Genomic DNA, 26,448 nt, shown 5'->3' with positions numbered 1-26,448 from the left:
ATTAATTTATGTACTAAGAAAAAACAAATATCGTTTAAAATTTATGCGTTACCAAGTCAGACTAAAACAAAGCGAAGAAGGATATGCAGTTTGGTGTCCTGGTTTACCTGGTTGTTGGTCGCAGGGAGAAACAGAAGCAGAGGCTTTAGAAAATATTAAAGATGCGATCAGTGCTTATTTAGCGACAGTCGAGGAATTGAATAAAGACACAGATGCTCGATATGTGGAAGTAGGATAACTATGCCAAAGCTTCCAGGTATTAATCACCAAAGAGCCGTTAAGGCTTTTGAAAAAGCTGGTTTTAGAATCGTGCGACAGGGTAAACATATTACCATGACTAACGACACTCGCGTTATTGTCATTCCTAGAGCCAATCCTGTAAATGCTTATACAATGGCTGGAATTGTTAAAGATGCTGGTTTGACAATTGAAGAGTTTAAACAGCTTTTATAACTAGCGATCGTATTTGTAGCAATTTTTAGATCGATTTAAGTACAACTAGAAATAAATAACGTTAGTGGGCGAAGTTCATTCGCCCTAAACTACATCAAGCAATATCAAGCAATAGTCACATCTTCAGATAGATAAACATCCTGAATGGCGTGGAATAGTTTGACCCCTTCATCCATCGGACGCTGGAAGGTTTTTCTACCAGAGATCAAACCGCAACCCCCTGCGCGTTTATTAATTACCGCAGTACGAACGGCAGTAGCAAAGTCATTGTCACCAGAAGCACCACCAGAGTTAATCAAACCGCTACGTCCTGCATAACAGTTGAGAACCTGATAGCGAGTCAAATCGATCGGGTGGTCGCTAGTTAGTTCGCTATACACTTTATCGTGAGTTCTGCCGTATTTATTACCAGTGGCTTTAGCAACTGCGGTATAACCCCCATTGCATTCGGGTAGCTTTTGCTTGATAATATCTGCCTCTATAGTTACGCCTAGATGGTTGGCTTGTCCTGTAAGATCGGCAGCTAAATGATAGTCTTTATCTTGTTTGAAGGCATTATTGCGTAAATAGCACCAGAGAATAGTTGCCATGCCTAGTTCGTGGGCGCGGGCAAAAGCTTTACTAACTTCCTGTATTTGTCTGGCAGAACCTTCCGAACCAAAATAAATCGTCGCGCCGATGGCAACTGCGCCTAAGTTCCAAGCTTGTTCGACGCTGCCAAACATAATCTGATCCGAAGCGTTGGGATAGGTTAGCAGTTCGTTGTGATTGAGTTTGACGATAAAGGGAATATGGTGGGCATATTTGCGAGACACCATACCCAAAACACCCAAAGTAGTAGCAACGGCATTGCAACCGCCTTCCAGTGCTAATTTAACAATATTTTCTGGATCGAAATAAATTGGGTTTGGTGCAAAAGAAGCTGCGCCAGAGTGTTCGATACCTTGATCGACGGGCAAAATAGATAGATATCCCGTGTTTGCCAATCTGCCTGTAGAGTATAGCTGTTGCAAACTACGTAATACTTGAGGGTTGCGATCGCTTTTGCTAAAAATGCGATCGACAAAATCAGCGCCTGGTAAGTGCAGCATCTCTTGGGAGACTTTTGCTTCATAAGTTAGCAAATTTTCGGCTTCATCTCCGAGCCAGGAAGCAATGGATTTGGGTGCAGAAAAAGTAGCAGTCATAAGAAATGGTTATTATTCTAACAATCTCGATCCTTACGCCATTTATTATGGCAAAAGGTTTATTTATCTAATATTTTTTTAGTATAGTTTCTAAGAGTGCTGAGAGCCGATTTGAAGTTAGTAAAAAAGCAGTAAATTAAATATTTGTAAACAAAGTATTGACAAAATTTTGGATTTTTTTTGGTAAAGATAATTTAACGATATAGTACATACTTCTTAATAAATCTCCTCAGAAAGCGCGAAAAGTTTTAATCTAAAAGCTGAACTATAAGTAAAAACGATAATTAAAATCACATGAGTGTAACGGCAAGTGGTGGCAGTTCATTAGCCCGTCCTCAACTTTATCAAACAGTTACGGTATCTACAATTCTGCAAGCAGAACAGCAAGACCGTTTCTTAGAAAGAGGCGAACTTAGAGAATTAACAGAATATTATAAATCTGGGGCAAAACGCTTGGAAATTGCCCAAACTATAACCAACAACGCCGACCTAATCGTTTCTCGGGCGGCAAATCGAATTTTTTCTGGCGGTTCTCCTATGTCTTATTTAGAGAAACCAGAAGATGTAGAAGAAATGGCTGTGGCTTCTCCCAGCGGCAATACCAATGTCCAGGGAGAAGTAATATCTTATGTTGAAAAAAAAGAAGATAAAAACGATAGCAGCGGTATTTTCGGTTCTTTGCGCTCCTTATTTAGCGGTGGTTCGGGTCCAGTGCCGCCAGGTTTTAGACCGATAAGCGTCAGTCAATACGGACCTGGCAATATGCAAAAATCTTTGCGAGATATGGCATGGTTTTTGCGTTATATCAGCTACGCGATCGTGGCGGGCGATCCAAACATTTTGACAGTTAACGTCAGAGGACTGAGGGAAGTAATCGAAAATGCCTGTTCTACTGATGCTACAGTAGTAGCTCTACAGGAAATGCGAGCGGCGGCTAAAAAATACTTTCAAAGAGACGAAGAAAGTACAGAAATCATTACTCGTTATTTCGATTTAGTAATCAAAGAATTTAAAGCACCCACACCTTCAACCAAACTGCGTCAGCGTCCTTCAAGCGATTTGCAGGGTTTGGAGTTACCTCAAAGTTACTTTAATGCTTCTGAAAGACGACAAAAGTTTGTCATGAAGCCTGGTTTATCTACCAGCGAAAAACTGGCAGTAATTAAGGCAGCCTATAGGCAGATTTTCGAGCGAGACATTACTCGCGCCTACGGACAGTCTATTTCTTATCTGGAATCCCAGGTTAAAAACGGCGATATTTCGATGAAAGAGTTCGTGCGCCGCTTGTGTAAATCGCCTCTATACCGCAAACAGTTTTTCGAGCCGTTTATCAATAGTCGCGCCTTAGAACTGGCTTTTCGTCACATACTAGGTCGCGGTCCTTCCTCTCGCGAAGAAGTACAGGATTATTTCTCTATCGTTTCTGAAGGTGGACTATCGGCTCTAGTAGATGCTTTAGTAGATTCTAAAGAATACGCTGACTACTTTGGGGAAGAAACGGTTCCTTACCTACGCGGTTTGGGACAAGAAGCCCAAGAGTGTCGCAACTGGGGCATGCAGCAAGATCTGTTTAACTACAGCGCGCCCTATCGTAAAGTTCCTCAATTTGTTACTACTTTCGCGCAGTATAATCGCCCTCTACCAGACCAACATGTTTATGGTTCGGGCAACGATCCGCTAGAAATTCAGTTTGGGGCAATTTTCCCGAAAGAAACTCGCAATCCCAGCACTAGTCCCGCACCGTTTAATAAAGACACCAAGCGTCTGTTAATTCACCGAGGTGCGGGTATTGACAACCAAAATAGCAATCCTGGCGCGAGAGGAAAATTCCCAGGATCTTTGGGAGCTAAGGTATTTCGTCTCAACAACGAACTACCAGGAGCGAGTAATGGCAGTAGCGTAAAATATGCCGAAAGCACTACTCAAGCTGTAATACGCGCCTGCTATCGTCAGGTATTCGGACGAGATGTTTATGACGGACAGCGTTTAAAACAAGCAGAAATTAAGCTGGAAAACGGCGATATCAGCGTTCGCGAGTTCATCAAGATTTTAGCCAAATCTGATGTCTTCCGTAATCTCTATTGGTCTTCTTTGTATGTAGTTAAAGCTATAGAATACATGCATCGTCGCCTCTTGGGTCGTCCTACTTATGGTCGTAAAGAGATGAACTCTTACTTCGATCTGGCATCGAAAAAAGGATTCTATGCTGTAGTCGATGCGATGATCGACAGCACCGAGTACGTCGAAGCCTTTGGCGAAGATACCGTTCCTTACGAGCGTTATTTAACACCTGCGGGCGTACAGTTGCGTAAATTCCGTCCTGGCGCGATCGAATCGGGAATTGGAGCGAAAGTTGAGAAAGTAGAAACTCCTCGCTTTGTCGAACTCGGACAGGTTTCTACAAGCCGCACCGAGCCTGAAGTCAAACAACGCATTCAGCAAGGTGTAAGAGCCAAACGGGAACAGCAGAAAATCTTTAAGCTCACTACTACGGTAGATAAGGTAGCTGTAAAAAATGCGATCGCCGCAGCTTATCGTCAGATTTTCGAGCGAGACATCAATCCTTATGTAGTGCAAACTCAGTTCTCAATTTTAGAAAGTCGTCTGGGTAACGGAGAAATTAACGTTAAAGAATTTATTGAAGGTTTGGGTTGTTCCGAACTATACATTCGAGAATTCTATACTCCTTATCCCAACACTAAAGCGATCGAATTAGGAACCAAGCATTTCTTAGGACGCGCTCCTTTAAACCAGAAAGAAATCCAAAAATACAACCAGATTTTGGCTTCTCAGGGAATTCGCGCTTTTGTCGGTGCGATGGTCAACTGTATGGAATACCTACAGGTATTTGGCGAAGATACCGTTCCCTATCGTCGCTATCCAACCTTACCCGCAGCCAATTTCCCCAACACAGAGAAGCTATATCAAAGATTGACCAAGCAAAGCGACGATATTGTCATTCCTAGCTTTGGACCTACTAAATTCAAAATTTAGCGGTATTTGTTTGATAAATTAGCGATTGGCAATTGTTAGAGATGGGGATGGTGAGTTTTACTCATCGTCACCCGCTATCAATTGGCATAGATAGCTTATGCTACTCTTTTACTAAAGTGAGGAAGTAGAGGATTTTTCTTTTGCCTTACTTAAAATTTATAGCTGAGGCGATCGCTTCGTCCCTCGTTTCTGAAGAAGATTATTATTTTTTGTTAAGAAAAAATAGCTTTTTAGAACCAAATATCGCAAAATAATTGAGTTGGGTCGATTCAACAATTGGCTCGAATGTTAGTCTGTACCAGATCGCTTACTCGATCGCATCTGTAAAAATATAGCTAACTTAAAGCAACTTTGATTAATGAACTTGTCTTTATGTAAAAGTTTGTTAATGTAATGGCTACCTTTGATATATTCGGTTTGACTAACTGCAATACTATTTTGTAGCTGAAAGTTAAAAACTAATTAGCAAAATAGAGTAATCTAAAATCTGAGGGGTTTAACCAGCTAAAGTTAGTTAGATTTGTTCGGCTAGCTTTATTACTCTAAAACTACAACTCAAGTAGGTCATATAGAGTAAAAATAAAAAGCTGGAAACCTTGTTTGAGAAACACTATCTCTTGGGGTAGCTCATCCATTATTTGATTTCATTGTATTGGGAGGAATCCATCGATGAGTATTGTCACGAAATCAATCGTGAATGCCGATGCTGAAGCTCGTTACCTGAGCCCAGGCGAACTAGAAAGAATCAAGTCTTTTGTTACTACTGGCGAAAGCCGTCTGCGTATCGCTCAAACTCTAACCGAGTCTAGAGAACGCATTGTCAAGCAAGCTGGCGATCGACTATTTCAAAAACGTCCCGACGTTGTTTCTCCAGGCGGTAACGCTTACGGTGAAGAAATGACAGCAACTTGTTTGCGGGATATGGATTACTACCTGCGTCTGATCACTTATGGTGTAGTTGCAGGAGACGTTACTCCTATTGAAGAAATTGGTTTGGTTGGTGCGCGGGAGATGTACAAATCTCTTGGAACCGATGTCGGTGCTATGGCTCAAAGCATTCGTGAAATGAAAGACGTAGCAACTTCGATGATGTCGGCTGACGACCAAAACGAAGCAGCTTCTTACTTCGACTACGTTATTGGGGCTATGCAGTAGCATTTAGTTGCTGTTAACCAAACTAACTCAAAATATCGATCGCAAATTCTAAAAAAGATACACTAACTTATCGGTGTTAAAGCATTTAAGACTAGGTAAGATAAGGAAATAAAATTATGCAAGACGCAATTACCTCTGTTATTAATTCCGCTGACGTTCAAGGCAAGTATCTCGATGGTTCTGCCATGGACAAGCTCAAAAACTATTTTCAAACTGGCGGACTGCGCGTTCGTGCAGCCAGCGTAATCAGTGCTAATGCAGCGAGTATTGTCAAAGAAGCAGTAGCTAAATCTCTACTGTATTCTGATGTTACTCGTCCTGGCGGAAATATGTATACTACTCGTCGCTATGCAGCCTGCATCCGCGACTTGGATTATTATCTTCGCTATTCTACTTACGCTATGTTGGCTGGCGATCCCTCGATCCTAGACGAGCGCGTACTCAACGGTTTGAAAGAAACCTATAACTCTTTAGGCGTACCTGTTTCTTCTACAGTTCAAGCCATCCAGGCTATGAAAGAAGTAACTGCTAGCTTAGTTGGTGCTGATGCTGGTAAAGAAATGGGCGTTTACTTTGACTACATTTGCTCTGGCTTGAGCTAAACTAAACCTGGTTTGAAAGTCGTTCATAAATAGTAGTCGCGTTGGTTCGGGAAGTCTAGAGTGAGTGCTAGTTCTAATGAAGCTTAGGATAAGCGATCGCATCGGTCGGCAATAAGTTTTGACGATCTAGTATTGACTTTTGACTCCCGAACTTTAGCGTTTTTAGGTCATCAAACGCTGCGGAATGATGACAATCGGTAGAATTTTTTGACAAATTTACAAAAACCATAATTTTCATCAGGGTTTAACCTTGGTATCCCAAAAGAAAATAATTTAATTAAGAAAAATAGGAGAAGAAAAACTTATGAGAATGTTTAAAGTTACTGCTTGCGTTCCTAGCCAGTCCAGGATTCGTACGCAAAGAGAGTTACAAAACACCTACTTTACCAAACTCGTTCCCTACGATAACTGGTTCCGCGAACAGCAGCGCATCATGAAAATGGGCGGCAAAATTATGAAAGTAGAGCTAGCTACGGGCAAGCAAGGAATGAACACGGGCTTATCATAAAATTTATTACATTACAAAATTTAATTTAATCAAAGGGGTCGATCGCGACCTCTTTTTATTTTTTGTCTGTTACTTTTGATAGGGTAAGCAATTTAATAACTAAAACCGTGAGGCGATATCTACGATATTTAATTCCCTTTGTCGATCCTCAAGTCAAATCTTGGTCGTGGGAGGCTCGATTATTAAACTGGTTGACCTGTATTTGGCTGTTAATTGGATTAGTTACCTTGGTATCTGCATCTTATGCCGAAGGAATAGTTACTTTTAACGACGGACTGTATATTCTCAAAAAACAGCTGATCGGTGTTTTGCTCGGTATTTTAGGTTTTAATTTAGTATCCAGACAGTCACTAAAAAAAACTCTTAAGTCTGCCCCTTGGATGGTATTAATCTGGCTGCTGTTAATTTTGGCAACTTTAGTTCCTGGTTTGGGCAAAACCACTATGGGAGCGAGCCGTTGGATTGCTATCGGTCCTTTTTCTTTACAGCCTTCGGAATTAATCAAACCGTTTTTAGTTTTACAGGCTAGCTATTTGTTTTCACGTTGGCAGGTATTAAAACCGAAAGTAAAACTAGTCTGGTCGATCGTTTTTGCCCTCATGCTGCTGGGAATTTTAAAGCAGCCTAATTTGAGTACGGCTGCTTTGTGCGGTTTGAGCCTGTGGCTGATTGCCCTATCTGCCTGCCTGCCCTGGCAGCAGCTAATTGGCTCTGCTATTGTAGGTTCGACTCTCGCGAGTATGAGTCTTGCCATCAATTCCTATCAGCGCGATCGCATCGTGTTTTTTCTCGATCCCTGGCGAGACTATCACGGCAAAGGATATCAGTTAATTCAAAGCTTACTGGCGATCGCTTCAGGGGGAATTAGTGGCGCGGGATTTGGACTATCGCAACAAAAACTGTCATATTTACCAATTCGCTCGACAGACTTTATTTTTGCCGTTTATGCTGAAGAATTTGGTTTTATTGGCTGTCTATTATTTTTAATCTTGCTTTTAGGTTTTGCAACCCTGGCTTTAAGAGTGGCAATTAAATGCCGTCAAGCCATTCCCAAGGCGATCGCTATAGGTTCAATGGTCTTGTTAGTCGGACAATCTCTAATAAATATTGGTGTAGCTACGGGGACTTTACCAACTACGGGTTTACCCTTACCGTTTTTTAGCTACGGAATAAACTCTGTCGTAGCTTCATTGCTGTTAGCGGGATTGCTGGTAAGAGTTGCCAGAGAGAGCGATCGAGCTGTGGTAATCGATCTCAAGCCGTCTCTGCGTTCGTAAATTAGAATACTAATGTACGGCAAAAATCATTATCCTATTTAAAATCTAAGTATTTTTATTTAGATGAATTAGAATGGTTCGAGCGTTAAAGAAATTGCTTTAGATTATCATCGCCAATCAGAATTATGCCAGACCCCAAACCCCAACAGACTGATTCGGCAGCTTCAATTTCTAGCAGTAATAAAATTTATTCTCCTGGTGCAATTGTCGGACACTACCAAATTGTACGGCAGTTGGGCAAAGAAAAAGCAGACAAAATCTATCTGGCTAAAGATTTAAAACTAGAGGGGGATGCGCGATGTGTTATCGAGCAATTAGTTGGATTGGATTTGAATAGTTCTGAATCTAAAGACGAAGTCAAAGCCTGCTTAGTTCGACAACTAGAAGTTTTTCAAAGACTGAGCGATCGCCTGCAAGTTCCTCAATACAGACACTTTTTTATTGACAAAGGGCAAATTTATTTAGTTAGAGAATATATCAATGGTGAAACACTAAAGCAAAAAATAGAAGGTCGCACTTTTAACGAAGCGCAAACAATACATCTACTGCACGACGTACTTAAAACTTTAGATTTAATTCACAAAAACAACCTCATTCATCAGGCGATCGTCCCCGCAAACTTAGTCGAACGCCAAGAGTTAAATAGTTACGCGCTAGTCAAATTTAGCGCGTTTAACCCTTCCCCTAACGGCGGTTCGAGCAAAATAACTGTATATGCTGCCAATAATGGTTATATAGCACCAGAACAACAAATAGGAAAACCAAGATTTAGCAGCGATATTTACGGATTGGGCAAAACTGCTATTTATGCTTTGACAGGACTATTACCGCGAAATTTAAAACAAACCAGCACGGTTTGGTATCGCTGCTGTCAGGTCAGCGAGAGGTTGGTAGCAATTATTGAAAAAATGACTGCTGCCAACCACACCCAACGCTATCACAATGCTTTAGAAGTTCTTGCCGATCTCAAGCCTTTATTGTTTGTAGACCGAGTAATAGACGGACGCTATCGCATTATCAGACATCTACAGCAAAAAGGCGCAATCGATAGTTATCTTGCCGAAAATTTACGCCGCTCCTATCAGTCTCCCTGTATACTCGAACGAGTAGAATTGAGCGGTTGCGATGCTGTAAGCTGGCAAAAAATCGAGCAGAGTTTGACCGCACAGCTTGCAGTTTTAGAAAAGCTCAATGATTGTCCTCAAATACCCCAGCTATGGGATCATTTTCAACAAAATGGTGAGTTTTACTTAGTTAAGGCTTATGTTGGGGGCAAAAGCCTCAGACAAATACTATCAGCACGCAATTTTTCCGAAGCTGAGGTATTAAATTTTCTTAAAAGCGCGCTCGCCGCATTAGCATTCGTACACAAACAACGTATAATTCATCGTTATATCAGTCCAGAAAATTTACTAATTGACGATCGCCAGCGAGTTGTATTGACGGGACTGGGAATTTTAGAAGATATTCAAGTTTCATGTCAGAGCAGCACGGACGAACGCCAAACTGACTATAGTGAATATTTTGCTCCAGAACAAATTGCCGGCAGAGCAACCTTAAGCAGCGATATTTATGCTTTAGGCATAATCGCTATTGAAGCTCTGACGGGAATCGAACCCAAACATTTCAAGCACGAGCAAACAGCAAACTTTCTGAGGCAAAAAGCAATAGTCAGCAACCGCCTGACAAAAATAATCGCTAAAATGACTGCTTCAGATGTTGGTAAACGCTATCAAGCGGTAGAAAAAGCAATTGCAGATCTGCGTAAAGTAAAAGTAAAGGTTAAATCTCAACGAGTCTTTACTGGTAAAACTACTGCCTCAAGCTCTGGAGAGCTTCGCCGTTCCGAAAGTCGCTGGAGCGACTCGCCTTCGCCAAGCGAAGACGGCGGACTCCAGTCCGCGTCGGGACGCTCCAGCGTCCATTCTGAAGAAACCTCAGAATTTCGACGCAATAAACTCGAGCGCTCCGATTTAGTACTTGTTTTCTCCAAATGGTCGTTACAGCCAGGTCAAATATTAATCGCAACTTTAGGAATTGTTAGCTTACTGGCTAGTATTGAATTTGCTTTTCCGTTTCTCAGACCAGCATATTATTGGTATCGCGGCAGACAGCTTCTTTCACAACAGCCTCAAATTGCTTTAAACGCCTTTGCGCGAGCTACAGAACTACAGCCAAACAGTTATTTAGCTTGGGAAGGTAAAGGAGATGCTTTATACAACCTCAAATACTTCAATCGCGCTCTAACGGCTTACGATCGCGCTGGTGAATTAAACGCTAACGATTTTCAAAACTGGCAAAAACAAGCAGATGTTTACTATCGTTTGGAAAAATTTCCCCAGGCTCTAGCAGCATACAATCGCGCACTAAAGCTAAAACCAAGCGATCGTGCCGTCCTCAATAGTAAAGGTAAAACCCTGGAAAATTTACAGCGATACGAAGAAGCTCTATCATTTCATGAAGCAGCGTTGAAGGGCGATCGCCTCAATGCCGAGTTTTTAAGCGATCGCGCTAGAGTTTTGATTAGACTAGGTCGCTATTATGACGCGCTAGCGGTATTAGATCGAGCTAGAAACATCGAACCCAATAGTCCCCAACTATGGCAGGATAAGGTTTTTGCCCTGCAAGCTCTCGGTCGGTTTGATGAAGCCGATCGCACTTACCGCGATGTTATTGCCACCTATCAGGATTTAGTCGAACAAAGCCCCGCCAACTATAGTCTATGGCTGGCAAAAGGCGATTTTTTGACTCAGTTACGCATCACTCAATCTCAAAACTTGTTTGCTAATGCTGCTACCGACAAAGCTTTTTCTTCCCCCTTACAAATTCAGAGTAAGGCAATAGCAGCTTACGAAGAAGCAACTGCCATCTCACCCGAATCTTATCTAGCCTGGATTGGTAAAGCCAAAACATTCCTAGCCGCAGGTGAATATCGGGCAGCCTTAACCGCATTGGATCGCGCCTCGGAAATTCGTCCCCAAGCCGACCGACCATGGCAAATGCGCGGTTCGATTCTCAAAGATGGCTTGGAACGCCCCATAGCAGCAGTTACAGCTTACGAGCGAGCAATCGAGCTAAATCCCGATTATGCCGCACTGTGGCGCGACCGCGGTCTGGCACTGATTCAGGCAGGTCAATACGCTCGGGCAGTTGCTTCTTTTACCAAAGCCAGTCAACTCAATCCTCAAGACAGTGAAACCTGGGTGGGTTTTGCCAATGCTTTACAGGCAGTCGGTCGTCAAGAAAAAGCTATTAACGCGATCGATCGCGCTTTGGACCTCGAACCTCAAAACCCCTTACTGTGGCAGACTAAAGGTTCCATCTTGACCGAGCAGCAAAACTACGATGCCGCCTGCGATACCTATCGAAAGTCCCGTCAGTTTGCTCCCGATTTTGCTCCTATAACTCAGGCGATGAACATAGTCGGTTGTCGGATGAGTGAGGAGTGAAAATATAATCCATAATCCAATAAAGTCAGGTATTCACTTAACTAAAATTTGGTTTGATAATGATATTATCGAGCTAAAAATTGATGTTTCAGATGGTAACTCGTTATTCTCAAATCGAGTATACGTTAGCTACTCAAGAATTGCCAATGTTATCACGGAACTCGATGTATTTAAAGACCAAGTCTACGGAGGGGTACTAGATCTTAGATTTGGGGAGTTTGGACTAGAGTATGCTAATGGAGCATTTCATGCACGGCTTCATTTTGCAAAGCCAGGTAAACTCTACATTACTTGCAAACAACAATCGGAGTTTAAAGATTTTTCGGTCATGAAAGCAGCTAGTGAGGCAACGCTTTACTTGAAAACAGAACCTGCTCTCCTAAACAATTTCATAGACGCTCTAAAGAGCTTATATAAGGAACGAGGAGAGAAGGCTTATCTTCAAGCGATATAAAGAAATATACTTCTAAGCTTGACGGTTTATAATAAATGAATAAAATTAGCGACCGCGCTTTAAGTATTTCATTTCTACCTATTTAGTAGATATAGTCTTGTAACGCTTTGACCTCCATTGGTTCTGACTGTAGCGAACGAATCGCGGCGACGGTGGCTTTTGCTCCTGCAATGGTAGTTACGATTGGTAACTTGTAGTCTAATGCCATACGACGGATTAACCGCGCATCGGTTTGAGATTCTTCCCCAGTAGGAGTATTAATAATTAACTGAATCTGTTTGTTTTTAATCCAGTCAACCACATGAGGACGACCTTCATGTAGTTTGAGTATGATTTCTACATCTTCAATGCCGTTTTGTTGTAAGACTTCTTGCGTACCAGAGGTAGCCACCACTTTAAATCCTAGCTCGATAAAATCTTTAACTACGGGGACGATCTCTTCTTTATCGCGATCGTTCATGGAAATAAATACCGTTCCCGACAAAGCCAGATTGACCCCTGCCGCAATTTCAGCTTTAGCAAAGGCTTTACCAAAGTCGGTATCGATACCCATAACCTCACCCGTAGAACGCATTTCTGGTCCTAATAAAGTGTCGCTATCGGGGAATTTATTAAAGGGCAACACCGCTTCTTTAACGGCAATATGTTGGGGAATAGTTTCTTTAGTAACTCCCAAATCTGCTAGAGTTTTGCCCGACATGATTAAAGAAGCTAGTTTGGCTAACTGTACTCCCGTAGCTTTGGATACATAAGGGACAGTACGGGAAGCGCGAGGATTGGCTTCGAGAATGTATACTTGTTCTCCTTGAACGGCATATTGAATATTCATCAAGCCGACTACATCTAGAGCGTTGGCTAGCTTTGCCGTCCAGTCGCGAATGGTTGCTAAAGCTGTCTCTGAAAGCGAAGTATAGGGAATCGAACATGCCGAGTCTCCAGAATGTATGCCAGCCTGTTCGATATGTTCCATAATGCCGCCGATAATTACTTTGCCTTCTTTGTCGCACAAAGCATCGACATCGACTTCAGTTGCATTTTCTAAAAACTTGTCAATCAAAATTGGGTGGTCTGGTTCTACCTCTACCGCATAAGTCATGTAACGTTTGAGTTCGTTATCGGAATAGACAATTTCCATTGCCCTTCCTCCTAAAACGTAAGAAGGTCGAACTACGACGGGATAGCTAATTTGATTGGCAATATTTAAAGACTCTTCATAGCTTCTAGCAATGCCGTTGGGTGGCTGTTCGATTTCTAACTTTCTCAAAATCTGCTCGAATTTTTCGCGATCTTCGGCAGTATCGATCGAATCTGGAGAAGTTCCCCAAATTTCTGTTTCCGTTGCTTTTGAGGTTACAAAAGAACTTTCCAGCCGAGCTTTAAATAAGTAATTCTGTAAGGGTATAGCCAATTTTAACGGGGTCTGTCCGCCAAACTGAATGATGATACCTGCTGGTTGTTCGACTTCAATAATATTGAGAACGTCTTCTTTAGTTAGGGGTTCAAAATAGAGGCGATCGCTGGTATCGTAATCGGTAGAAACGGTTTCGGGATTAGAATTGACCATAATCGTTTCGTAACCCGCTTCTGAAAGAGAAAACGCCGCATGACAACAGCAGTAGTCAAACTCAATTCCCTGTCCGATACGGTTGGGACCACCGCCTAAAATCATTACCTTAGATTTCTCCGAGGGTTCGATTTCCGACTCTCCTTCTTCGTATGTAGAGTAATAGTAAGGAGTAAAGGCTTCAAATTCTGCCGCGCAGGTATCTACCAACTTGTAGACGGGTAAAACTCCCAACTCTTTACGATAGGTGCGAACCTCATCTTCGGTCTTTTTAGTAGCAAAGGCAATCTGGCGATCGCTAAATCCCTGCTGTTTGATATAGCGCATCTCCTCAGCGGAAATCTTTTTAAAACTGGTGCGTTTGAGAAACTTCTCGCTTTCTACCAACTCCTGCATCTTATCTAAAAACCACATATCGATTGCCGTCAGTTCGTGGATTTCTTCGGGAGACATTCCCAACTTCATGGCATGATAGATACTAAAGATGCGTTCGGGGTTGGGGGTACGCAGACGCGCTCTAACCTGGGGAATTGAAGGCAGAGTTTCTTTTTTGTCGCAGCCAAAGCCATAACGTCCCGTTTCAAGCGATCGCAGGGCTTTCTGAAAGGATTCGTTAAATGTCCTGCCAATTGCCATTGCTTCCCCTACAGATTTCATTTGCGTAGTGAGAATGGGTTTGGTGCCAGGAAATTTTTCAAAGGCAAAGCGAGGAATTTTGGTAACTACATAATCAATTGTCGGTTCAAAGGAAGCAGGAGTCTTTTTGGTAATATCGTTGGAAATTTCATCGAGTGTATAGCCTACTGCTAGTTTTGCCGCAAATTTAGCGATTGGAAAACCAGTCGCTTTAGAAGCCAGTGCCGAAGAACGAGAAACGCGGGGGTTCATTTCAATAACAATTACCTCGCCGTTTACAGGATTGACCGAGAACTGAATGTTAGAACCACCCGTCTCTACGCCAATTTCACGAATAATCTTCTTAGAGTAATCTCGCAGACGCTGATATTCTTTATCTGTAAGAGTTTGGGCTGGAGCGACGGTAATTGAATCCCCCGTATGTATCCCCATCGGATCGATATTTTCGATCGAACAGATAATCACTACGTTATCTGCTAAATCCCTCATTACTTCAAGTTCGTACTCTTTCCAACCTAAAAGCGATTTTTCTACCAGAATTTGCGAGACTGGTGAAGCGTCAAGACCAAATTGAGCCATTGTTTCGTATTCTTCCTGGTTGTAGGCAATACCGCCTCCAGTACCGCCTAAAGTATAGGCAGGACGAATAATTAGGGGATAGCTACCAATTTCATCGGCAATTTCTTTGGCTTCGGCAATATTGCTGACAATCCCCGAAGGACATACGGGAACGCCAATTTTTGCCATTGCATCTTTAAATAACAGGCGATCTTCGGCTTTTTCAATAGCGGGTAATTTAGCTCCGATTAAATCGACACCATACTTATCTAAAACTCCATTCTTGGCTAGAGATACTGCCACATTTAATGCAGTTTGTCCGCCCATAGTTGGTAAGAGCGCATCGGGTTTTTCTCTGGCGATGACTTTCTCCACAATTTCTGGGGTCAATGGCTCGATGTAGGTACGGTCTGCCATTTCGGGATCGGTCATAATCGAAGCGGGATTAGAATTGACCAGGACTACTTCGTATCCTTCTTCCCGTAATGCTTTACAGGCTTGAGTTCCAGAATAGTCAAATTCGCAGGCTTGTCCGATGACAATAGGACCACTACCAAGAAGTAGAATTTTGTGAAGATCGTCGCGTCGGGGCATAAAACTCTAATTTTTTTGTTTCACTAACACTAGCGAGATTAATTGTATATTCTCATGCCGATCGAATATGTAGTTGTTTTATCTGGGTTTGATGACTTAGTGGTAGCATTTATTACTCAGAAGCTTAATTATCAAAGCCTCTATGGTTTTTTAACCTAGACCTTTTAATTAGGTCGCCGCTGACAATTGTATCTAGTCAGTTTTTCCTTGTTCCCAACTATATAGTAAAAACATTAAACCAATTAAACCCAATTGCAGCATAAAATTAGGCAGGTTAGAAGCTACATCTTTTCCTGCCGCTAACTTAGCTAAAAAAATCATCGCTCCAATAAAGCCAGATGCGGCAAAAGCTAGATAAAAGAACTTTCTTAAGCCTTTGAAGGGAGCTTTAGCTTCGGCTTGAAGTCTGGCGTATTTTTCAGGAGAAAGATTGCTTTTTTTTGCCCGTTCTCGGTCTTGGGGCGACAGGTTTGCCATTTTTAAATAAATTATAGCATTGCTTCCATTATTGCTCGATCGCCTTAAAAGGCTAGTGCTTTGTCGATTAATTAATGAGGGATAACGTAGGTAGAGAGCATCACTTCGCTTGGGAGTAGGGTGCAAGAGAGCAGGGAAAACAAGTCGGACAAAAATCCCCCTGCTCTCTGCCCCCCTGCATAAAAAAGCCTATTAAATATTGATAAACTACTGAGCTCTATTTGCCTTTCGCGTTACTTTTTACTGAGATCGAATTCTTCAAGATAGTAAGATTCATCTACTTCTACCAGGCGTTTCTTATTTTCTGGATCTCCCTGTGGTGAAGGAGTTTCGGGATCGTCTCTACGAAAATCATCACCACCATTACCATTACCAAACATGGCAAACAACCAGGCTACTAACAAGCCAAACAAGTAGGCAACTGCTAGCAGAATGATAATTCTAAGTCCTATTAAAAACATAGTTTTTTTTCGATATTAATCTAAAGTAGCCAACTGTGGAGGGGTTTCGTACTTTAAATTATAGCTAGTCCAATAGTAATCTCGCGATCGCGAAGCGGATGGCGCGCTGGCTTTGCCAATCGCCAGACAGTTTTTCTAAACTTTAGCAATCCTAAATGAAAAAACTCTTTTCCCACTTGACTTATTCCCTTTACCAAGAATATAGTCTCTTCAATCAAGTAGAACTGCTATATTAATTTTTATTTTTTTTCTTTGGTTTGAGGCTGATTGTTGTTACAGAATTTAAAGTTATCCTGGCTTTTACAAAATCGGGCTATGAGCATAGGGTAAACTAGCTTTGATTCTATAAAGAATACGATAACTAAAAAATACATAGACTGGGAGTCAACCTTCTTATGTCACACAGCGTCAAAATTTATGATACTTGCATTGGCTGTACTCAATGCGTAAGGGCTTGTCCTACCGATGTACTAGAGATGGTACCCTGGGACGGCTGTAAAGCAGGTCAAATTGCTGCTTCTCCTCGCACCGAAGACTGTGTAGGCTGCAAGCGGTGTGAAACTGCTTGTCCTACCGACTTTTTGAGTATTCGCGTTTATTTAGGTGCAGAAACTACCCGCAGTATGGGTCTGGCATACTAAGCAATTATAAGTATCTTATAAAATTTGTGTCGTTGTAGCGGTGCGGTCGATCTTTATACTAAAGCGATCGCGCTGTCGGACGGCACTATTTTTTTTATTATTATTTGAGGAAGAGAGTTTGACTTTCCCCTCTCCCTATCACCCCATTCCCGATCGACCAAAACAGTCATAAGTAAAAAGTCTACCCTCGTAAGCTGCTTCCCTGATGACCAAACGTCTATCCCGCAAAATTTTAGTTATTATCCCTGCTATCTTCGGACTATGGCTAATATTCCAGTTAGTTGGTCGCGTCTTTGCCGAAATACTCTGGTTTGAGGAAGTTGAGTATCAATCGGTACTATATACGAAGTGGCAAACTCAAGGTGGACTGTGGCTGGTATTTAGCAGCGTTTCAATTTTATTTCTTTGGGGCAATCTGTGGTTGACCAGTCGGCTGCAATGGCGGTGGCTGGCACAAAAAGAATGGTATGAAAACGGTATTTCCTATACCAGTAAAGATTCCAGGCAGTTAATTGACAAGTTAAACAATCCTCCTTCCTATCGCTCTTATTTGGCTAATTTGCAGCGTAATAATAACTTAATAACCAAAACCAATACTCCAAAATTTAAGCTTTCGCTGCTGTTACCTTTGGCTATAATTGCAGCTTTGGCAATTGCTACTATGCTTTTGCACTACGGCAATACAGCTTTAGACGTTTGGCAGTCTAATTATCGTTTGCCCAAAGTAGCTTTGGCTCTCAAACCMCCAGCCGATATTTCTCCATTAGAAAATCTGAGAAATTTTATCTGGCTGTATTTAAAACAGTTAAGTGTAATAATTTTTATTGCTTTGTTACTAATCTGGCAGAGTAAATATTTGTCCTGGGCGATCGCAGGATTGATTAGTATTGTTTTTGGGTTTATTTGGGCGGGAAACTGGACGCTATTACTCAAATTTTTTAAACCGACACTATTGGGAGTTTTAGACCCTCAATTCAATCGAGACATTAGCTTTTATATTTTTCGTTTTCCTATATGGCAACTGCTAGAAACTTGGCTGCTGGGTTTGTTTGGTTGCGGTTTGGCAATCTGCTTTTTAGTTTATTTATTGTCTGCCAACAGTCTTTCTGAAGGTAAATTTCCTGGTTTTTCGCGACCTCAAATGCGCCATCTCTCTTTTTTGGCTGCGGGATTGATGTTAAGTCTGGCGGTGCATCACTGGCTCGGTCGCTACCGCCTACTTTATGCTTCTAGAGGAGTAGTGTATGGTGCTGGCTATACGGATATCAAAATTCAGCTACCAGTAGAAAATATACTGACTTTGGTTTCTTTGGCGATCGCAATTTGGTTTTTAATTAAAGCATTTACAGGCTATTCGCTGCCAAAAATTCTCAAGCAAAGATTTTCTAAAATTATTTTAATTGCAATTCCGTTAGCAACTTACCTGTTAATTTTGCTAATTGGCAACTTGGGCAGTGAGGTCGTTCAAAGGTTGGCAGTTCAACCCAACGAACTAGATGCCGAACGCCCTTATATCGAACGCAGCATTGCTCTAACCAGACAGGGATTTAATCTCGATGCCATAGAAGCAAGAACTTTTAACCCCCAGGGAGATTTAACCGCTCGGGATATTGCCGAAAACGATCTTACTATCGAAAATATTCGTCTTTGGGATACACGTCCCATTCTGCAAACTAATCGTCAGCTACAGCGCATTCGCCCTTACTATCAGTTTCCCGATGCCGATATCGATCGCTATCTCTTAGATGAAAGGAATGTCGAAACTGGTGAAGTTGTCAATAATTACAAACAACAGGTAATTATTGCTGCTAGAGAATTGGATTACGAAACCGTACCCGATCGCGCCAAAACCTGGGTCAATCAACACTTAGTTTACACTCACGGTTATGGATTTACGCTCTCGCCAGTCAACGAAGTAGATGATGGCGGATTACCGTTTTATTTTGTGAGAGATATTGGTGCTGGTACGGAAGAAGAAGGTGATTTATCTGTCTCTAATAAGGCGATCGAGCAAAATATTCCGATTGGCAAACCTCGCATTTACTACGGCGAATTAACCAATCCCTACATCATGACTTCTACTCAAGTTAGAGAATTAGACTATCCCAGTGGAGAAGACAACGTATATAACACTTACGATGGCAAGGGAGGCATCGCTCTTAACAATTACGGCAGGCGAATACTATTTTCTCAGTATCTTAGAGATTGGCAAATGTTGTTTACCCGCAACTTTACATCTCAAACACGTCTGTTGTTTCGACGCAACATCAAACAACGAGTTAAAGCGATCGCACCCTTTCTTAACTTCGATCGCGATCCCTATCTAGTAGTGGCAGAAACTAGCAACCCCGAAGATAAGAGTGAAGCCAATTATCTCTACTGGATTATCGATGCCTATACTACTAGCGATCGCTATCCTTATTCCGATCCAGGAAAAAACAATTTTAACTACATTCGCAATTCGGTCAAGATTGTGGTCGATGCCTATAACGGTAATGTTGATTTTTATATTGCCGAACCCAGCGATCCGATTATTCAAACCTGGGATCGAGTTTTTCCGCAATTATTTAAGCCTTTAAGTGCAATGCCAGCCGACTTGCGTCGTCACATTCGCTATCCCGAAGATTTGTTTGCTATTCAATCAGAAAGGCTGTTAACCTACCACATGCTCGATCCCAGGGTGTTTTACAATCGAGAAGACCAGTGGCAAATTCCTCAAGAAATATACGGCACGGAAGCTCAACCGATTAATCCGTATTACCTGATTATGAAGCTTCCTACTGCTACTAATGAAGAATTTATCTTACTACATCCCTATACTCCTGTAAGTCGTCCTAATCTGATTGCCTGGTTGGCAGCACGTTCTGACAATGCTAACTACGGACGTTTGTTACTTTACCAGTTCCCCAAACAAAAGCTGGTCTATGGACCCAATCAAATTGAAGCGTTAATCAACCAAGATCCCGTAATTTCACAACAGATTTCTCTATGGAATCGCGAAGGTTCTCGCGTCGTTCAGGGAAATTTATTGATTATACCTATAGAGCAATCTTTACTTTATGTCGAACCACTATATCTCGAAGCCGAACGCAATAGTCTGCCAATTCTAGCCAGGGTAATTGTGGTGTATGAGAGTCAAATCGTGATGGCGGAAACTTTGGACTCGGCATTAGATGCTATTTTCACTCAAGGTGATTCGGAAGGGGCAATTATTCGCCCTTTAAACGATTTAACACCCGATGCTTCAGAACTAGAAGTAGAAGGGGAAGCAGGAAACAATGAACAATGAGCAATGAACAGTAAACATTAAGTAATGAATAGTGAAGAGTACAAAAAATAAATGCTGAATGTCTCGTTTCTAAAGCCTAATTTACTTTCTACTTTCTTGGAGAGGATTCCCTTGCATATCTTGTCTCTTTCTACTTTTTACTTTTTCTAATTGTCTACAGTTTGTTTTTTTTGTAATAGTTATAAGTGCAATATTCGGCAAAAATGCTGTCAAGATAAACTCGACTACAGGTACGCATATCTTCTGATTCAATTTTGTTTTCTCCCTGCCAATTTTGCAACATGAACAAAGACAAAGAAGCGTTGAATACTTTATTTATATCCCAACAAGGATGTTTGTCTAAATATTTTGACAAAGATTGATGTAATTCTGGATCGATTTCTGCTACAACGCTAATATAATGTTCTTTATTCATGTAAATTATGCCTTATTCTTATAGTTATAAACCTGGAAAAACCGTACTCGGTAGAATAAATATTAATATTTTTAACTCGATACTCTAAGCTAATTATATCTCTGTAAAATTATTGTATTGCAGTAAGTATTTAACTAAAACTAACTAAATGCTTATTTTACTTTTTCAATAAAGCTATATTTTGTATCTTCTCAATTTAATTTATTTTTGTCAACGGACTAAAAAATCATAATAAAATTGATTATAGCATTTATATTAAAATTAGTAATTTTTATCTGCTATGCAAGTATAATAAAATCGTAAATTGCTCTGCAACAATTGCTTTTTGACAATTGCACGATTGCCAAATTTTTTGTTGAAAACTTGTGGATAAATAGTTAAAAAAATTTGCAACAAATCGATTAAAGTTAATAATATAGCGAAGTTGCAATGTTGAAAACTATTAGCTTGGCTATTGCCTGAAGCTGCAATTTTGTCTGTTGCGCAAGTTAATCAAATCTAGCGATCGCTTTATAGCAAAATCGTCTCTTAGAATAAACTAATATTCAAACACAATTGAAACTTCTTTTAAATCTCAATAAAATTGGCAATGGACTTAATTCTTTATAGCAAACCAGGATGTCATCTCTGTGAAGGTTTACAAGAAAAGCTAGAGCGAGTTGAAAAGCTCGATATACAGCTAGAGGTGCGAGACATTACCACTAATGAAGATTGGTTTGCTGCCTATCGGTACGAAATTCCCGTATTGTGTCAAAAACTCCCACAAGGAGAAAAAACCCTGCCTCGCTTGTCTCCGCGCACTTCAGTATCTAGATTAGAGCAAATGCTACAGAAATTTTTGGCTATATAATCTAAAAAAAATATCCAAAATGTAGCTAAGTCAAAAAAACAAACGCTTTTATCACTAATAAAACTAATGAAGCTGCGCCAATTACTAGCAAAGATCGATCTAAAGCCAGAAGCAAATCGAGCATTAGAGCAAAATGTTACGGGAATCTGTACTAATTCTCATGCCTGTCGCCAGGGAGATTTGTTTATCGGCATACCAGGTAGCAGAGTTGACGGTGGAGAATTTTGGCAAAGTGCGATTGATGGAGGAGCGATCGCGGCAATAATTTCTCCTCAAGCTGCCGCCAAACAGCTGCCAACCTCAGAAGCTTGTGCGATCGTAACTGAAGATACTATCGCTGTAGCTAGCGCGATCGCTGCTGCTTTTTATGACTATCCCGCTCAAAAATTAAATTTGGTAGGGGTAACGGGAACCAATGGCAAAACTACTATTACTCATCTGGTCGAATATTTTTTGTTACAAGCAAAACTTTCCACAGCTTTATTTGGCACTCTTTATACTCGCTGGCAGGGATACCAACAAACGGCAGTACATACTACACCTTTTGCCGTTGAGTTACAGTCTCTCTTAGCCCAAGCCGTAGCTGCGGGTAATAAATATGCCGTGATGGAAGTCAGTTCTCATGCTCTGGATCAGGGTAGAGTAAAAGGTTGTCGTTATGAAGTTGCCGTATTTACCAACCTTACTCAAGATCACCTGGACTACCACCCAGACATGGAAGCATATTTTCAGGCTAAATCATTGCTGTTTAGTCCTGAATATTTGCAACAAAAAGCAATTATTAATTTAGATGATGCTTACGGAAGGCGTTTGCTCGATAAATTAGACAAGCAAGTTTGGAGTTATAGCGTCAACAATTCCCAAGCAGATTTATATCTAAGCGAATTAGACTATCAGCCTACTGGTGTTAGCGGTATTTTGCATACTCCAGTTGGAGAAGTACCGTTTGATTCGCCTCTGGTGGGACAATTTAATCTAGCCAATTTGCTGGCTGCTGTAGGTGCGGTGCTGCATCTGGGAGTTGACTTGCAGACGATCTCGGCAACGTTGCCCCAATTTGCAGGCGTACCAGGGAGGATGGAGAGAGTACAAATCTCTCCAGAACAAGATATTAGCGTCATTGTCGATTATGCCCACACCCCAGATAGTTTAGAAAACATGCTTAAGGCATCTCGTCCTTTTATCAGCGGCAAAATGATTTGTGTCTTTGGCTGTGGCGGCGATCGCGATCGCACCAAACGTCCTTTAATGGGGAAAATTGCCGCCCGACTAGCAGATGTTGCGGTAGTAACATCCGATAATCCCCGTACTGAAGATCCCCAAAAAATTTTAGCCGATGTGGTAGCTGGTATTCCCGATACCGCTAATTATAAAGTGGTAGGCGATCGCGCTACTGCCATTAAAAGCGCAATTACCGACGCACAACCTGGAGACGGAATCTTAATTGCAGGTAAAGGGCATGAAGACTATCAAATTTTGGGAACGGAAAAAATTCACTTTGACGACCGCGAACAGGCTAGGGAGGCGTTGAAAATACGTTTGAGCAATTAAACCGTAGGGGCGATCGGCGATCGCCACAAACGAAAATGTGATAATAAAAAAAGACAGGTAGCTCTTTGGCTGCCTGCAATATGTATATTAATTCTTGACTGGTATGACACAGACTAATAGCGAAGTTAAAGAGCTATTAGGAAAGCTAGAGCGCAAAATCGATCTGCTAGATAGAAAAGTTGACAAGAGAGTTGATGGTGTAGAAGCAGAAATTAAACTCGTCAAAAATGATTTGGGATGGCTCAAATGGATTATGGGATTTGCTTTTAGCGCAATTCTCTTGCTACTGAGTATCATCCTTACCGTTCTGTTTAAGTTGGTAAACTAGCCATATATTTTCACTTTTTACTTTTTACTTTTTACTTCTTATTACCCTTCCTCATCCGTACTGAGAATTTTGGGAACGCGAAAAAATTCCCCTTGGGGTTCTGGAGCTGCTTTGACTAAGGCTTCCTTGTCGGAAAAAGGAGCGAGCTTATCGGGGCGAGTAATGTTGCTAGTTTCAATCGCTCTAGTGGTAGGTTTTACATTCTCAGTATCCAACTCGCTCAACTGGTCGAAGTATTCTAAAATATCGTTAAGTTGAGTAGTAAACTGCTCCTCTTCTTCTTCAGTAATAGACAGTCTGGCTAAATTGGCTACTTTTTTTACTTCCTGGCGATCGATTTTCATTGGTTAATTGCTGATAGTTGGTAGTTAGTAGTTAATCTAAAGTTATGGTTTGGTAAAAAACGGTTCTACCGAACTTACTAATGAATTAGGTAGAAATTTTATTCTGTAAATAGTTTGAGACAAAAGCATACAAAATAAAGCTATCATATACTCAAAACCTTACCTAGTATGCCTTTGGCAATTATTCTCTCTAAATTTTATATCGCAGGTTCAAAAGAACCGAAAAAACTTTTGACTTTTGCATCGCGGCGCATTCCCTAGCGTCGTTTTACGACGCGGGGTCGCCGCTCCTTTTGACTTTTTACTTTTTAGAAGAACACGTCCATTTCCGATCGCCCTGTGGTTTTAAGCCAGTTTTGCGCTTCCATATAGTTATTAGGTGCGATGCGAACTGCTTGTTTCCAGTATTCTGCCGCTTTATCGTACAAAGCTTCAGCTTCATCGGTTTTTCCTGCTGCTTTGGCTTTGTCGCCCTGATGGTGATAGATTACCGCCACATTGTTTAGAGATTGAGGCATTCTAGGGTTGAGTTCGATCGATTCGTTATAAAGCTCTAAAGCCTCCTCTAGTTCGCCATTGCTGGCATGAATCAAGCCCATATTGTAAAGAATATAGCTGCGATCGTTGGGATCTTCTTCTAAAGTTAGAGCCTCTTGGTAATTTTCTAATGCCTCAGCATATTCGCCATCGGCTTGAGCCGACATACCATCTCGATAGTAAGCAAATGCTTCTTTAGCTTTTTTGTTAGTTGGCAGAGCTTTAAGAATAATGTCTGCCATAACGGTAAAAGTTTTATCTATAAAATTATCGTTTCTTTGGCTGCGGGGCATAGTTAGTTTTTTAAAATGGCTAAGATATTTTGCTGTTTAGATCCTATCGCTATTGGTACGATACAGCAGCGTTTGTTAGCTTAACTTAAACAATGGTATTAACCTATTTCACAACTCAAATCGCCAGCTTTTTGAGAAAAACGCAGATTTTCTTTGTAGTCTACAGGACAGTCAATTACCGCAGGTACATCAGCCGCCAACGCTTCTTTCAATGTGGGAACTAACTCGGCAGCAGATTCAACTCGATAACCCTTTACCCCCATACTTTCAGCAAATTTAACAAAGTCGGGATTGCCAAAATCGACAAAAGCAGGATGACCGAACTGATTGATTTGTTTCCATTCAATCAAACCGTAACCATTGTCATTGAAAATTAAAGTTACAAAAGGAGTTTTAGCTCGCAACGCTGTTTCTAATTCCTGACAATTCATCATAAAACCGCCATCTCCCGTAACCGCCACTACTTTTTTATCGGGATGGACTAATTTAGCAGCGATCGCGCCAGGAATGGCAATACCCATAGCCGCAAAGCCATTAGAAATAATGCAGGTATTGGGGCAATCACAGTGATAGTGTCTTGCCATCCACATTTTATGTGCGCCAACATCAGAAATCACAATATCTGAAGGTTCCATAACCTGACGCAAATCGTGAATGATTTTTTGCGGTTTGATGGGAAACTCTTTATCTTCTGCATACAATTCGTAATCTTCGCGAATTTGAGTGCGTAGTCTTACTGCTGAAGGGGTGGGTTTTCCCAGGCGATCGCAACGTTTGATAATATCAGTTAGCGAGTCGGAAATATCGCCAAAAACTTCGACTTCGGGAATATAGCTACTGTCGATTTCGGCTGGAGTTTCCCCAATATGGACGATGGGAATTTTGCCTTCGGGATTCCATTTTTTAGGAGAATATTCAATCAAGTCGTAACCGATGGCAATTACCAAATCCGTATCGTCAAAAGCACAGCTAATCAAATCTCGCTGCTGTAATCCTACCGTCCACAAAGACAGCGGATGAGTATAAGGAACTGCTCCTTTGCCCATAAAAGTATTGGCAACAGGGATATTTAGCTGCGTGGCAAATTCGGTCAGGGCTTCACTAGCATTAGCGCGGATCGCTCCATTACCAGCTAAAATTAAAGGATTTACCGCTTTAGAAATAGCTGCGGCAGCGGCATTGATACTACGATAGGAAGCATAAGTCTTTTCGCGATCGTCTATACGCAAAGGTTGACCTTGAACTGTCATTGCCGCAATATTTTCGGGCAGATCGATATGAACCGCCCCTGGCTTTTCAGTTTGGGCGATTTTAAAAGCTTTACGAATAATTTCTGGCGTGTTATTTGGACGAACGATTTGAGTATTCCACTTGGTAACGGGGGCGAACATTGCCACCAAATCTAAATATTGATGGGACTCTATGTGCATGCGATCGGTGCCTACCTGACCTGTAATTGCCACCAGAGGCGCGCCGTCAAGATTGGCATCTGCTACCCCAGTCATTAAGTTAGTCGCCCCAGGACCTAAAGTAGACAGACAAACTCCTGCTTTCCCCGTCAGGCGACCGTAAACATCAGCCATAAACGCCGCGCCCTGTTCGTGACGGGTGGTAATAAACTGAATTGGCGAATCGATTAGAGCTTCGAGAATGTGTAAGTTTTCTTCTCCTGGTAAACCGAAGACATACTCTACACCTTCATTCTCCAAACATCGAACTAAAATTTCTGCGGCATTGTATTCTCCCACGATCGTTCTCCCAAACTTATCCCTTTTGTTGATACCCTATACTTCTGTAGATTCTAGTCAGCATATTACAGAGTAGCAACCCA

At 41.5% G+C, this 26,448-nt stretch carries 23 protein-coding genes; 15 read left to right on the top strand and 8 right to left on the bottom strand.

Features of this window, described 5'->3' with window-relative positions; genetic code table 11:
• Positions 1 to 43 precede the first annotated feature (43 nt).
• Together KV40_RS14965 and KV40_RS14960 are read left to right on the top strand one after the other, a co-directional pair.
• Positions 44 to 238 (top strand): type II toxin-antitoxin system HicB family antitoxin, encoded by a 195-nt coding sequence (locus KV40_RS14965; protein ID WP_036483135.1) that lies wholly within the window; start codon positions 44 to 46, stop codon positions 236 to 238.
• Between the two features lie 2 nt (positions 239 to 240).
• A complete protein-coding gene (locus tag KV40_RS14960; RefSeq protein WP_036483009.1) occupies positions 241 to 453 on the top strand; it encodes a type II toxin-antitoxin system HicA family toxin in 213 nt (70 codons plus the stop codon).
• 104 nt (positions 454 to 557) lie between these two features.
• Here the strand turns inward: KV40_RS14960 and KV40_RS14955 are convergent, their stop codons facing one another.
• On the bottom strand, positions 558 to 1,640 hold the full coding sequence (locus KV40_RS14955) for a class I fructose-bisphosphate aldolase (RefSeq protein WP_036483006.1): 1,083 nt from the start codon (positions 1,638 to 1,640) through the stop codon (positions 558 to 560).
• A 294-nt stretch (positions 1,641 to 1,934) separates the two neighbouring features.
• Between KV40_RS14955 and KV40_RS14950 the strand changes: the two genes are divergently transcribed.
• From KV40_RS14950 to KV40_RS14920, 7 genes are all read left to right on the top strand, one after another.
• A complete protein-coding gene (locus KV40_RS14950) occupies positions 1,935 to 4,634 on the top strand; it encodes a phycobilisome rod-core linker polypeptide (protein ID WP_036483003.1) in 2,700 nt (899 codons plus the stop codon).
• Between the two features lie 669 nt (positions 4,635 to 5,303).
• Positions 5,304 to 5,789: an allophycocyanin gene (locus tag KV40_RS14945; protein WP_036483000.1), complete on the top strand. Its 486-nt coding sequence runs from the start codon at positions 5,304 to 5,306 to the stop codon at positions 5,787 to 5,789.
• A 116-nt stretch (positions 5,790 to 5,905) separates the two neighbouring features.
• Positions 5,906 to 6,391: an allophycocyanin subunit beta gene (gene apcB, locus KV40_RS14940; protein ID WP_036482998.1), complete on the top strand. Its 486-nt coding sequence runs from the start codon at positions 5,906 to 5,908 to the stop codon at positions 6,389 to 6,391.
• Positions 6,392 to 6,695: 304 nt separating this feature from the next.
• Entirely contained in the window at positions 6,696 to 6,899 is a 204-nt protein-coding gene (locus KV40_RS14935) for a phycobilisome linker polypeptide (protein ID WP_036482993.1), read from the top strand.
• Between the two features lie 107 nt (positions 6,900 to 7,006).
• Complete coding sequence (locus KV40_RS14930; protein ID WP_036483132.1) at positions 7,007 to 8,176, top strand: FtsW/RodA/SpoVE family cell cycle protein; 1,170 nt, start codon at positions 7,007 to 7,009, stop codon at positions 8,174 to 8,176.
• A 125-nt stretch (positions 8,177 to 8,301) separates the two neighbouring features.
• On the top strand, positions 8,302 to 11,625 hold the full coding sequence (locus KV40_RS14925) for a tetratricopeptide repeat protein (protein WP_036482992.1): 3,324 nt from the start codon (positions 8,302 to 8,304) through the stop codon (positions 11,623 to 11,625).
• Positions 11,615 to 12,079 (top strand): hypothetical protein, encoded by a 465-nt coding sequence (locus tag KV40_RS14920; protein ID WP_216595615.1) that lies wholly within the window; start codon positions 11,615 to 11,617, stop codon positions 12,077 to 12,079. Before KV40_RS14925 ends, KV40_RS14920 begins: the two co-directional genes overlap by 11 nt.
• Before the next feature lie 82 nt (positions 12,080 to 12,161).
• On the opposite strand, the gene carB is transcribed toward KV40_RS14920, so the two are convergent.
• From carB to KV40_RS14905, 3 genes are all read right to left on the bottom strand, one after another.
• Complete coding sequence (carB, locus tag KV40_RS14915; protein ID WP_036482989.1) at positions 12,162 to 15,431, bottom strand: carbamoyl-phosphate synthase large subunit; 3,270 nt, start codon at positions 15,429 to 15,431, stop codon at positions 12,162 to 12,164.
• Positions 15,432 to 15,623: 192 nt separating this feature from the next.
• The gene (locus KV40_RS14910) at positions 15,624 to 15,908 is read right to left on the bottom strand and encodes a DUF3493 domain-containing protein (RefSeq protein WP_052055651.1); all 285 of its coding nucleotides are present in this window, start codon (positions 15,906 to 15,908) and stop codon (positions 15,624 to 15,626) included.
• 233 nt (positions 15,909 to 16,141) lie between these two features.
• On the bottom strand, positions 16,142 to 16,369 hold the full coding sequence (locus tag KV40_RS14905) for a hypothetical protein (protein ID WP_036482987.1): 228 nt from the start codon (positions 16,367 to 16,369) through the stop codon (positions 16,142 to 16,144).
• 395 nt (positions 16,370 to 16,764) lie between these two features.
• Between KV40_RS14905 and psaC the strand changes: the two genes are divergently transcribed.
• The 3 genes from psaC to KV40_RS14895 are packed head-to-tail and all read left to right on the top strand — an operon-like array spanning position 16,765 to position 20,299.
• A complete protein-coding gene (gene psaC, locus KV40_RS14900) occupies positions 16,765 to 17,010 on the top strand; it encodes a photosystem I iron-sulfur center protein PsaC (protein WP_026102542.1) in 246 nt (81 codons plus the stop codon).
• A 40-nt stretch (positions 17,011 to 17,050) separates the two neighbouring features.
• The gene (locus KV40_RS36990) at positions 17,051 to 17,182 is read left to right on the top strand and encodes a hypothetical protein (protein WP_256381132.1); all 132 of its coding nucleotides are present in this window, start codon (positions 17,051 to 17,053) and stop codon (positions 17,180 to 17,182) included.
• Between the two features lie 33 nt (positions 17,183 to 17,215).
• A complete protein-coding gene (locus KV40_RS14895; protein WP_052055650.1) occupies positions 17,216 to 20,299 on the top strand; it encodes a UPF0182 family protein in 3,084 nt (1,027 codons plus the stop codon).
• Positions 20,300 to 20,453: 154 nt separating this feature from the next.
• On the opposite strand, the gene KV40_RS14890 is transcribed toward KV40_RS14895, so the two are convergent.
• Complete coding sequence (locus tag KV40_RS14890) at positions 20,454 to 20,714, bottom strand: DUF2811 domain-containing protein (protein ID WP_036482979.1); 261 nt, start codon at positions 20,712 to 20,714, stop codon at positions 20,454 to 20,456.
• 589 nt (positions 20,715 to 21,303) lie between these two features.
• On the opposite strand from KV40_RS14890, the gene KV40_RS14885 reads away from it, so the two are divergent.
• The 3 genes from KV40_RS14885 (at position 21,304) to KV40_RS14875 (ending at position 23,443) form a co-directional block, all read left to right on the top strand.
• Positions 21,304 to 21,564, top strand: coding sequence for a glutaredoxin family protein (locus KV40_RS14885; protein WP_036482969.1), 261 nt, complete (start codon positions 21,304 to 21,306; stop codon positions 21,562 to 21,564).
• Between the two features lie 66 nt (positions 21,565 to 21,630).
• Entirely contained in the window at positions 21,631 to 23,115 is a 1,485-nt protein-coding gene (locus KV40_RS14880; protein ID WP_036482966.1) for a UDP-N-acetylmuramoyl-L-alanyl-D-glutamate--2,6-diaminopimelate ligase, read from the top strand.
• 103 nt (positions 23,116 to 23,218) lie between these two features.
• Positions 23,219 to 23,443 carry a hypothetical protein gene (locus KV40_RS14875; protein ID WP_036482964.1) on the top strand — a complete coding sequence of 75 codons (225 nt, stop codon included), beginning with the start codon at positions 23,219 to 23,221 and terminating at the stop codon, positions 23,441 to 23,443.
• Positions 23,444 to 23,484: 41 nt separating this feature from the next.
• Here KV40_RS14875 and gatC read toward each other — a convergent pair whose 3' ends face one another.
• The 3 genes from gatC to KV40_RS14860 form a co-directional block, all read right to left on the bottom strand.
• Complete coding sequence (gene gatC, locus KV40_RS14870) at positions 23,485 to 23,787, bottom strand: Asp-tRNA(Asn)/Glu-tRNA(Gln) amidotransferase subunit GatC (protein ID WP_036482962.1); 303 nt, start codon at positions 23,785 to 23,787, stop codon at positions 23,485 to 23,487.
• A gap of 308 nt (positions 23,788 to 24,095) precedes the next feature.
• Positions 24,096 to 24,617, bottom strand: coding sequence for a photosystem I assembly protein Ycf3 (locus KV40_RS14865; RefSeq protein ID WP_036482960.1), 522 nt, complete (start codon positions 24,615 to 24,617; stop codon positions 24,096 to 24,098).
• A 98-nt stretch (positions 24,618 to 24,715) separates the two neighbouring features.
• On the bottom strand, positions 24,716 to 26,365 hold the full coding sequence (locus tag KV40_RS14860; protein ID WP_036482959.1) for an acetolactate synthase large subunit: 1,650 nt from the start codon (positions 26,363 to 26,365) through the stop codon (positions 24,716 to 24,718).
• Between the last annotated feature and the right edge of the window lie 83 nt (positions 26,366 to 26,448).

Source organism: Myxosarcina sp. GI1 (assembly GCF_000756305.1).
GTDB lineage: Bacteria > Cyanobacteriota > Cyanobacteriia > Cyanobacteriales > Xenococcaceae > Myxosarcina.
The sequence above is the reverse complement of the archived record's forward strand: the minus strand, read 5'-3'. Positions and strand labels throughout refer to the sequence as shown.

What these genes read in the sequence shown, in the direction of transcription:
- KV40_RS14945 (WP_036483000.1), top strand. Translation starts at nt 5,304, where the DNA reads ATGAGTATTGTCACGAAATCAATCGTGAATGCCGATGCTGAAGCTCGT.
- KV40_RS14935 (WP_036482993.1), top strand. Translation starts at nt 6,696, where the DNA reads ATGAGAATGTTTAAAGTTACTGCTTGCGTTCCTAGCCAGTCCAGGATT.
- KV40_RS14910 (WP_052055651.1), bottom strand. Translation starts at nt 15,908, where the DNA reads ATGGCAAACCTGTCGCCCCAAGACCGAGAACGGGCAAAAAAAAGCAAT.
- psaC (WP_026102542.1), top strand. Translation starts at nt 16,765, where the DNA reads ATGTCACACAGCGTCAAAATTTATGATACTTGCATTGGCTGTACTCAA.
- KV40_RS14880 (WP_036482966.1), top strand. Translation starts at nt 21,631, where the DNA reads ATGAAGCTGCGCCAATTACTAGCAAAGATCGATCTAAAGCCAGAAGCA.
- KV40_RS14905 (WP_036482987.1), bottom strand. Translation starts at nt 16,369, where the DNA reads ATGTTTTTAATAGGACTTAGAATTATCATTCTGCTAGCAGTTGCCTAC.
- apcB (WP_036482998.1), top strand. Translation starts at nt 5,906, where the DNA reads ATGCAAGACGCAATTACCTCTGTTATTAATTCCGCTGACGTTCAAGGC.
- KV40_RS14955 (WP_036483006.1), bottom strand. Translation starts at nt 1,640, where the DNA reads ATGACTGCTACTTTTTCTGCACCCAAATCCATTGCTTCCTGGCTCGGA.
- KV40_RS14925 (WP_036482992.1), top strand. Translation starts at nt 8,302, where the DNA reads ATGCCAGACCCCAAACCCCAACAGACTGATTCGGCAGCTTCAATTTCT.
- KV40_RS14875 (WP_036482964.1), top strand. Translation starts at nt 23,219, where the DNA reads ATGACACAGACTAATAGCGAAGTTAAAGAGCTATTAGGAAAGCTAGAG.
- KV40_RS14965 (WP_036483135.1), top strand. Translation starts at nt 44, where the DNA reads ATGCGTTACCAAGTCAGACTAAAACAAAGCGAAGAAGGATATGCAGTT.
- gatC (WP_036482962.1), bottom strand. Translation starts at nt 23,787, where the DNA reads ATGAAAATCGATCGCCAGGAAGTAAAAAAAGTAGCCAATTTAGCCAGA.
- KV40_RS14960 (WP_036483009.1), top strand. Translation starts at nt 241, where the DNA reads ATGCCAAAGCTTCCAGGTATTAATCACCAAAGAGCCGTTAAGGCTTTT.
- KV40_RS14885 (WP_036482969.1), top strand. Translation starts at nt 21,304, where the DNA reads ATGGACTTAATTCTTTATAGCAAACCAGGATGTCATCTCTGTGAAGGT.
- KV40_RS14890 (WP_036482979.1), bottom strand. Translation starts at nt 20,714, where the DNA reads ATGAATAAAGAACATTATATTAGCGTTGTAGCAGAAATCGATCCAGAA.
- carB (WP_036482989.1), bottom strand. Translation starts at nt 15,431, where the DNA reads ATGCCCCGACGCGACGATCTTCACAAAATTCTACTTCTTGGTAGTGGT.
- KV40_RS14865 (WP_036482960.1), bottom strand. Translation starts at nt 24,617, where the DNA reads ATGCCCCGCAGCCAAAGAAACGATAATTTTATAGATAAAACTTTTACC.
- KV40_RS14950 (WP_036483003.1), top strand. Translation starts at nt 1,935, where the DNA reads ATGAGTGTAACGGCAAGTGGTGGCAGTTCATTAGCCCGTCCTCAACTT.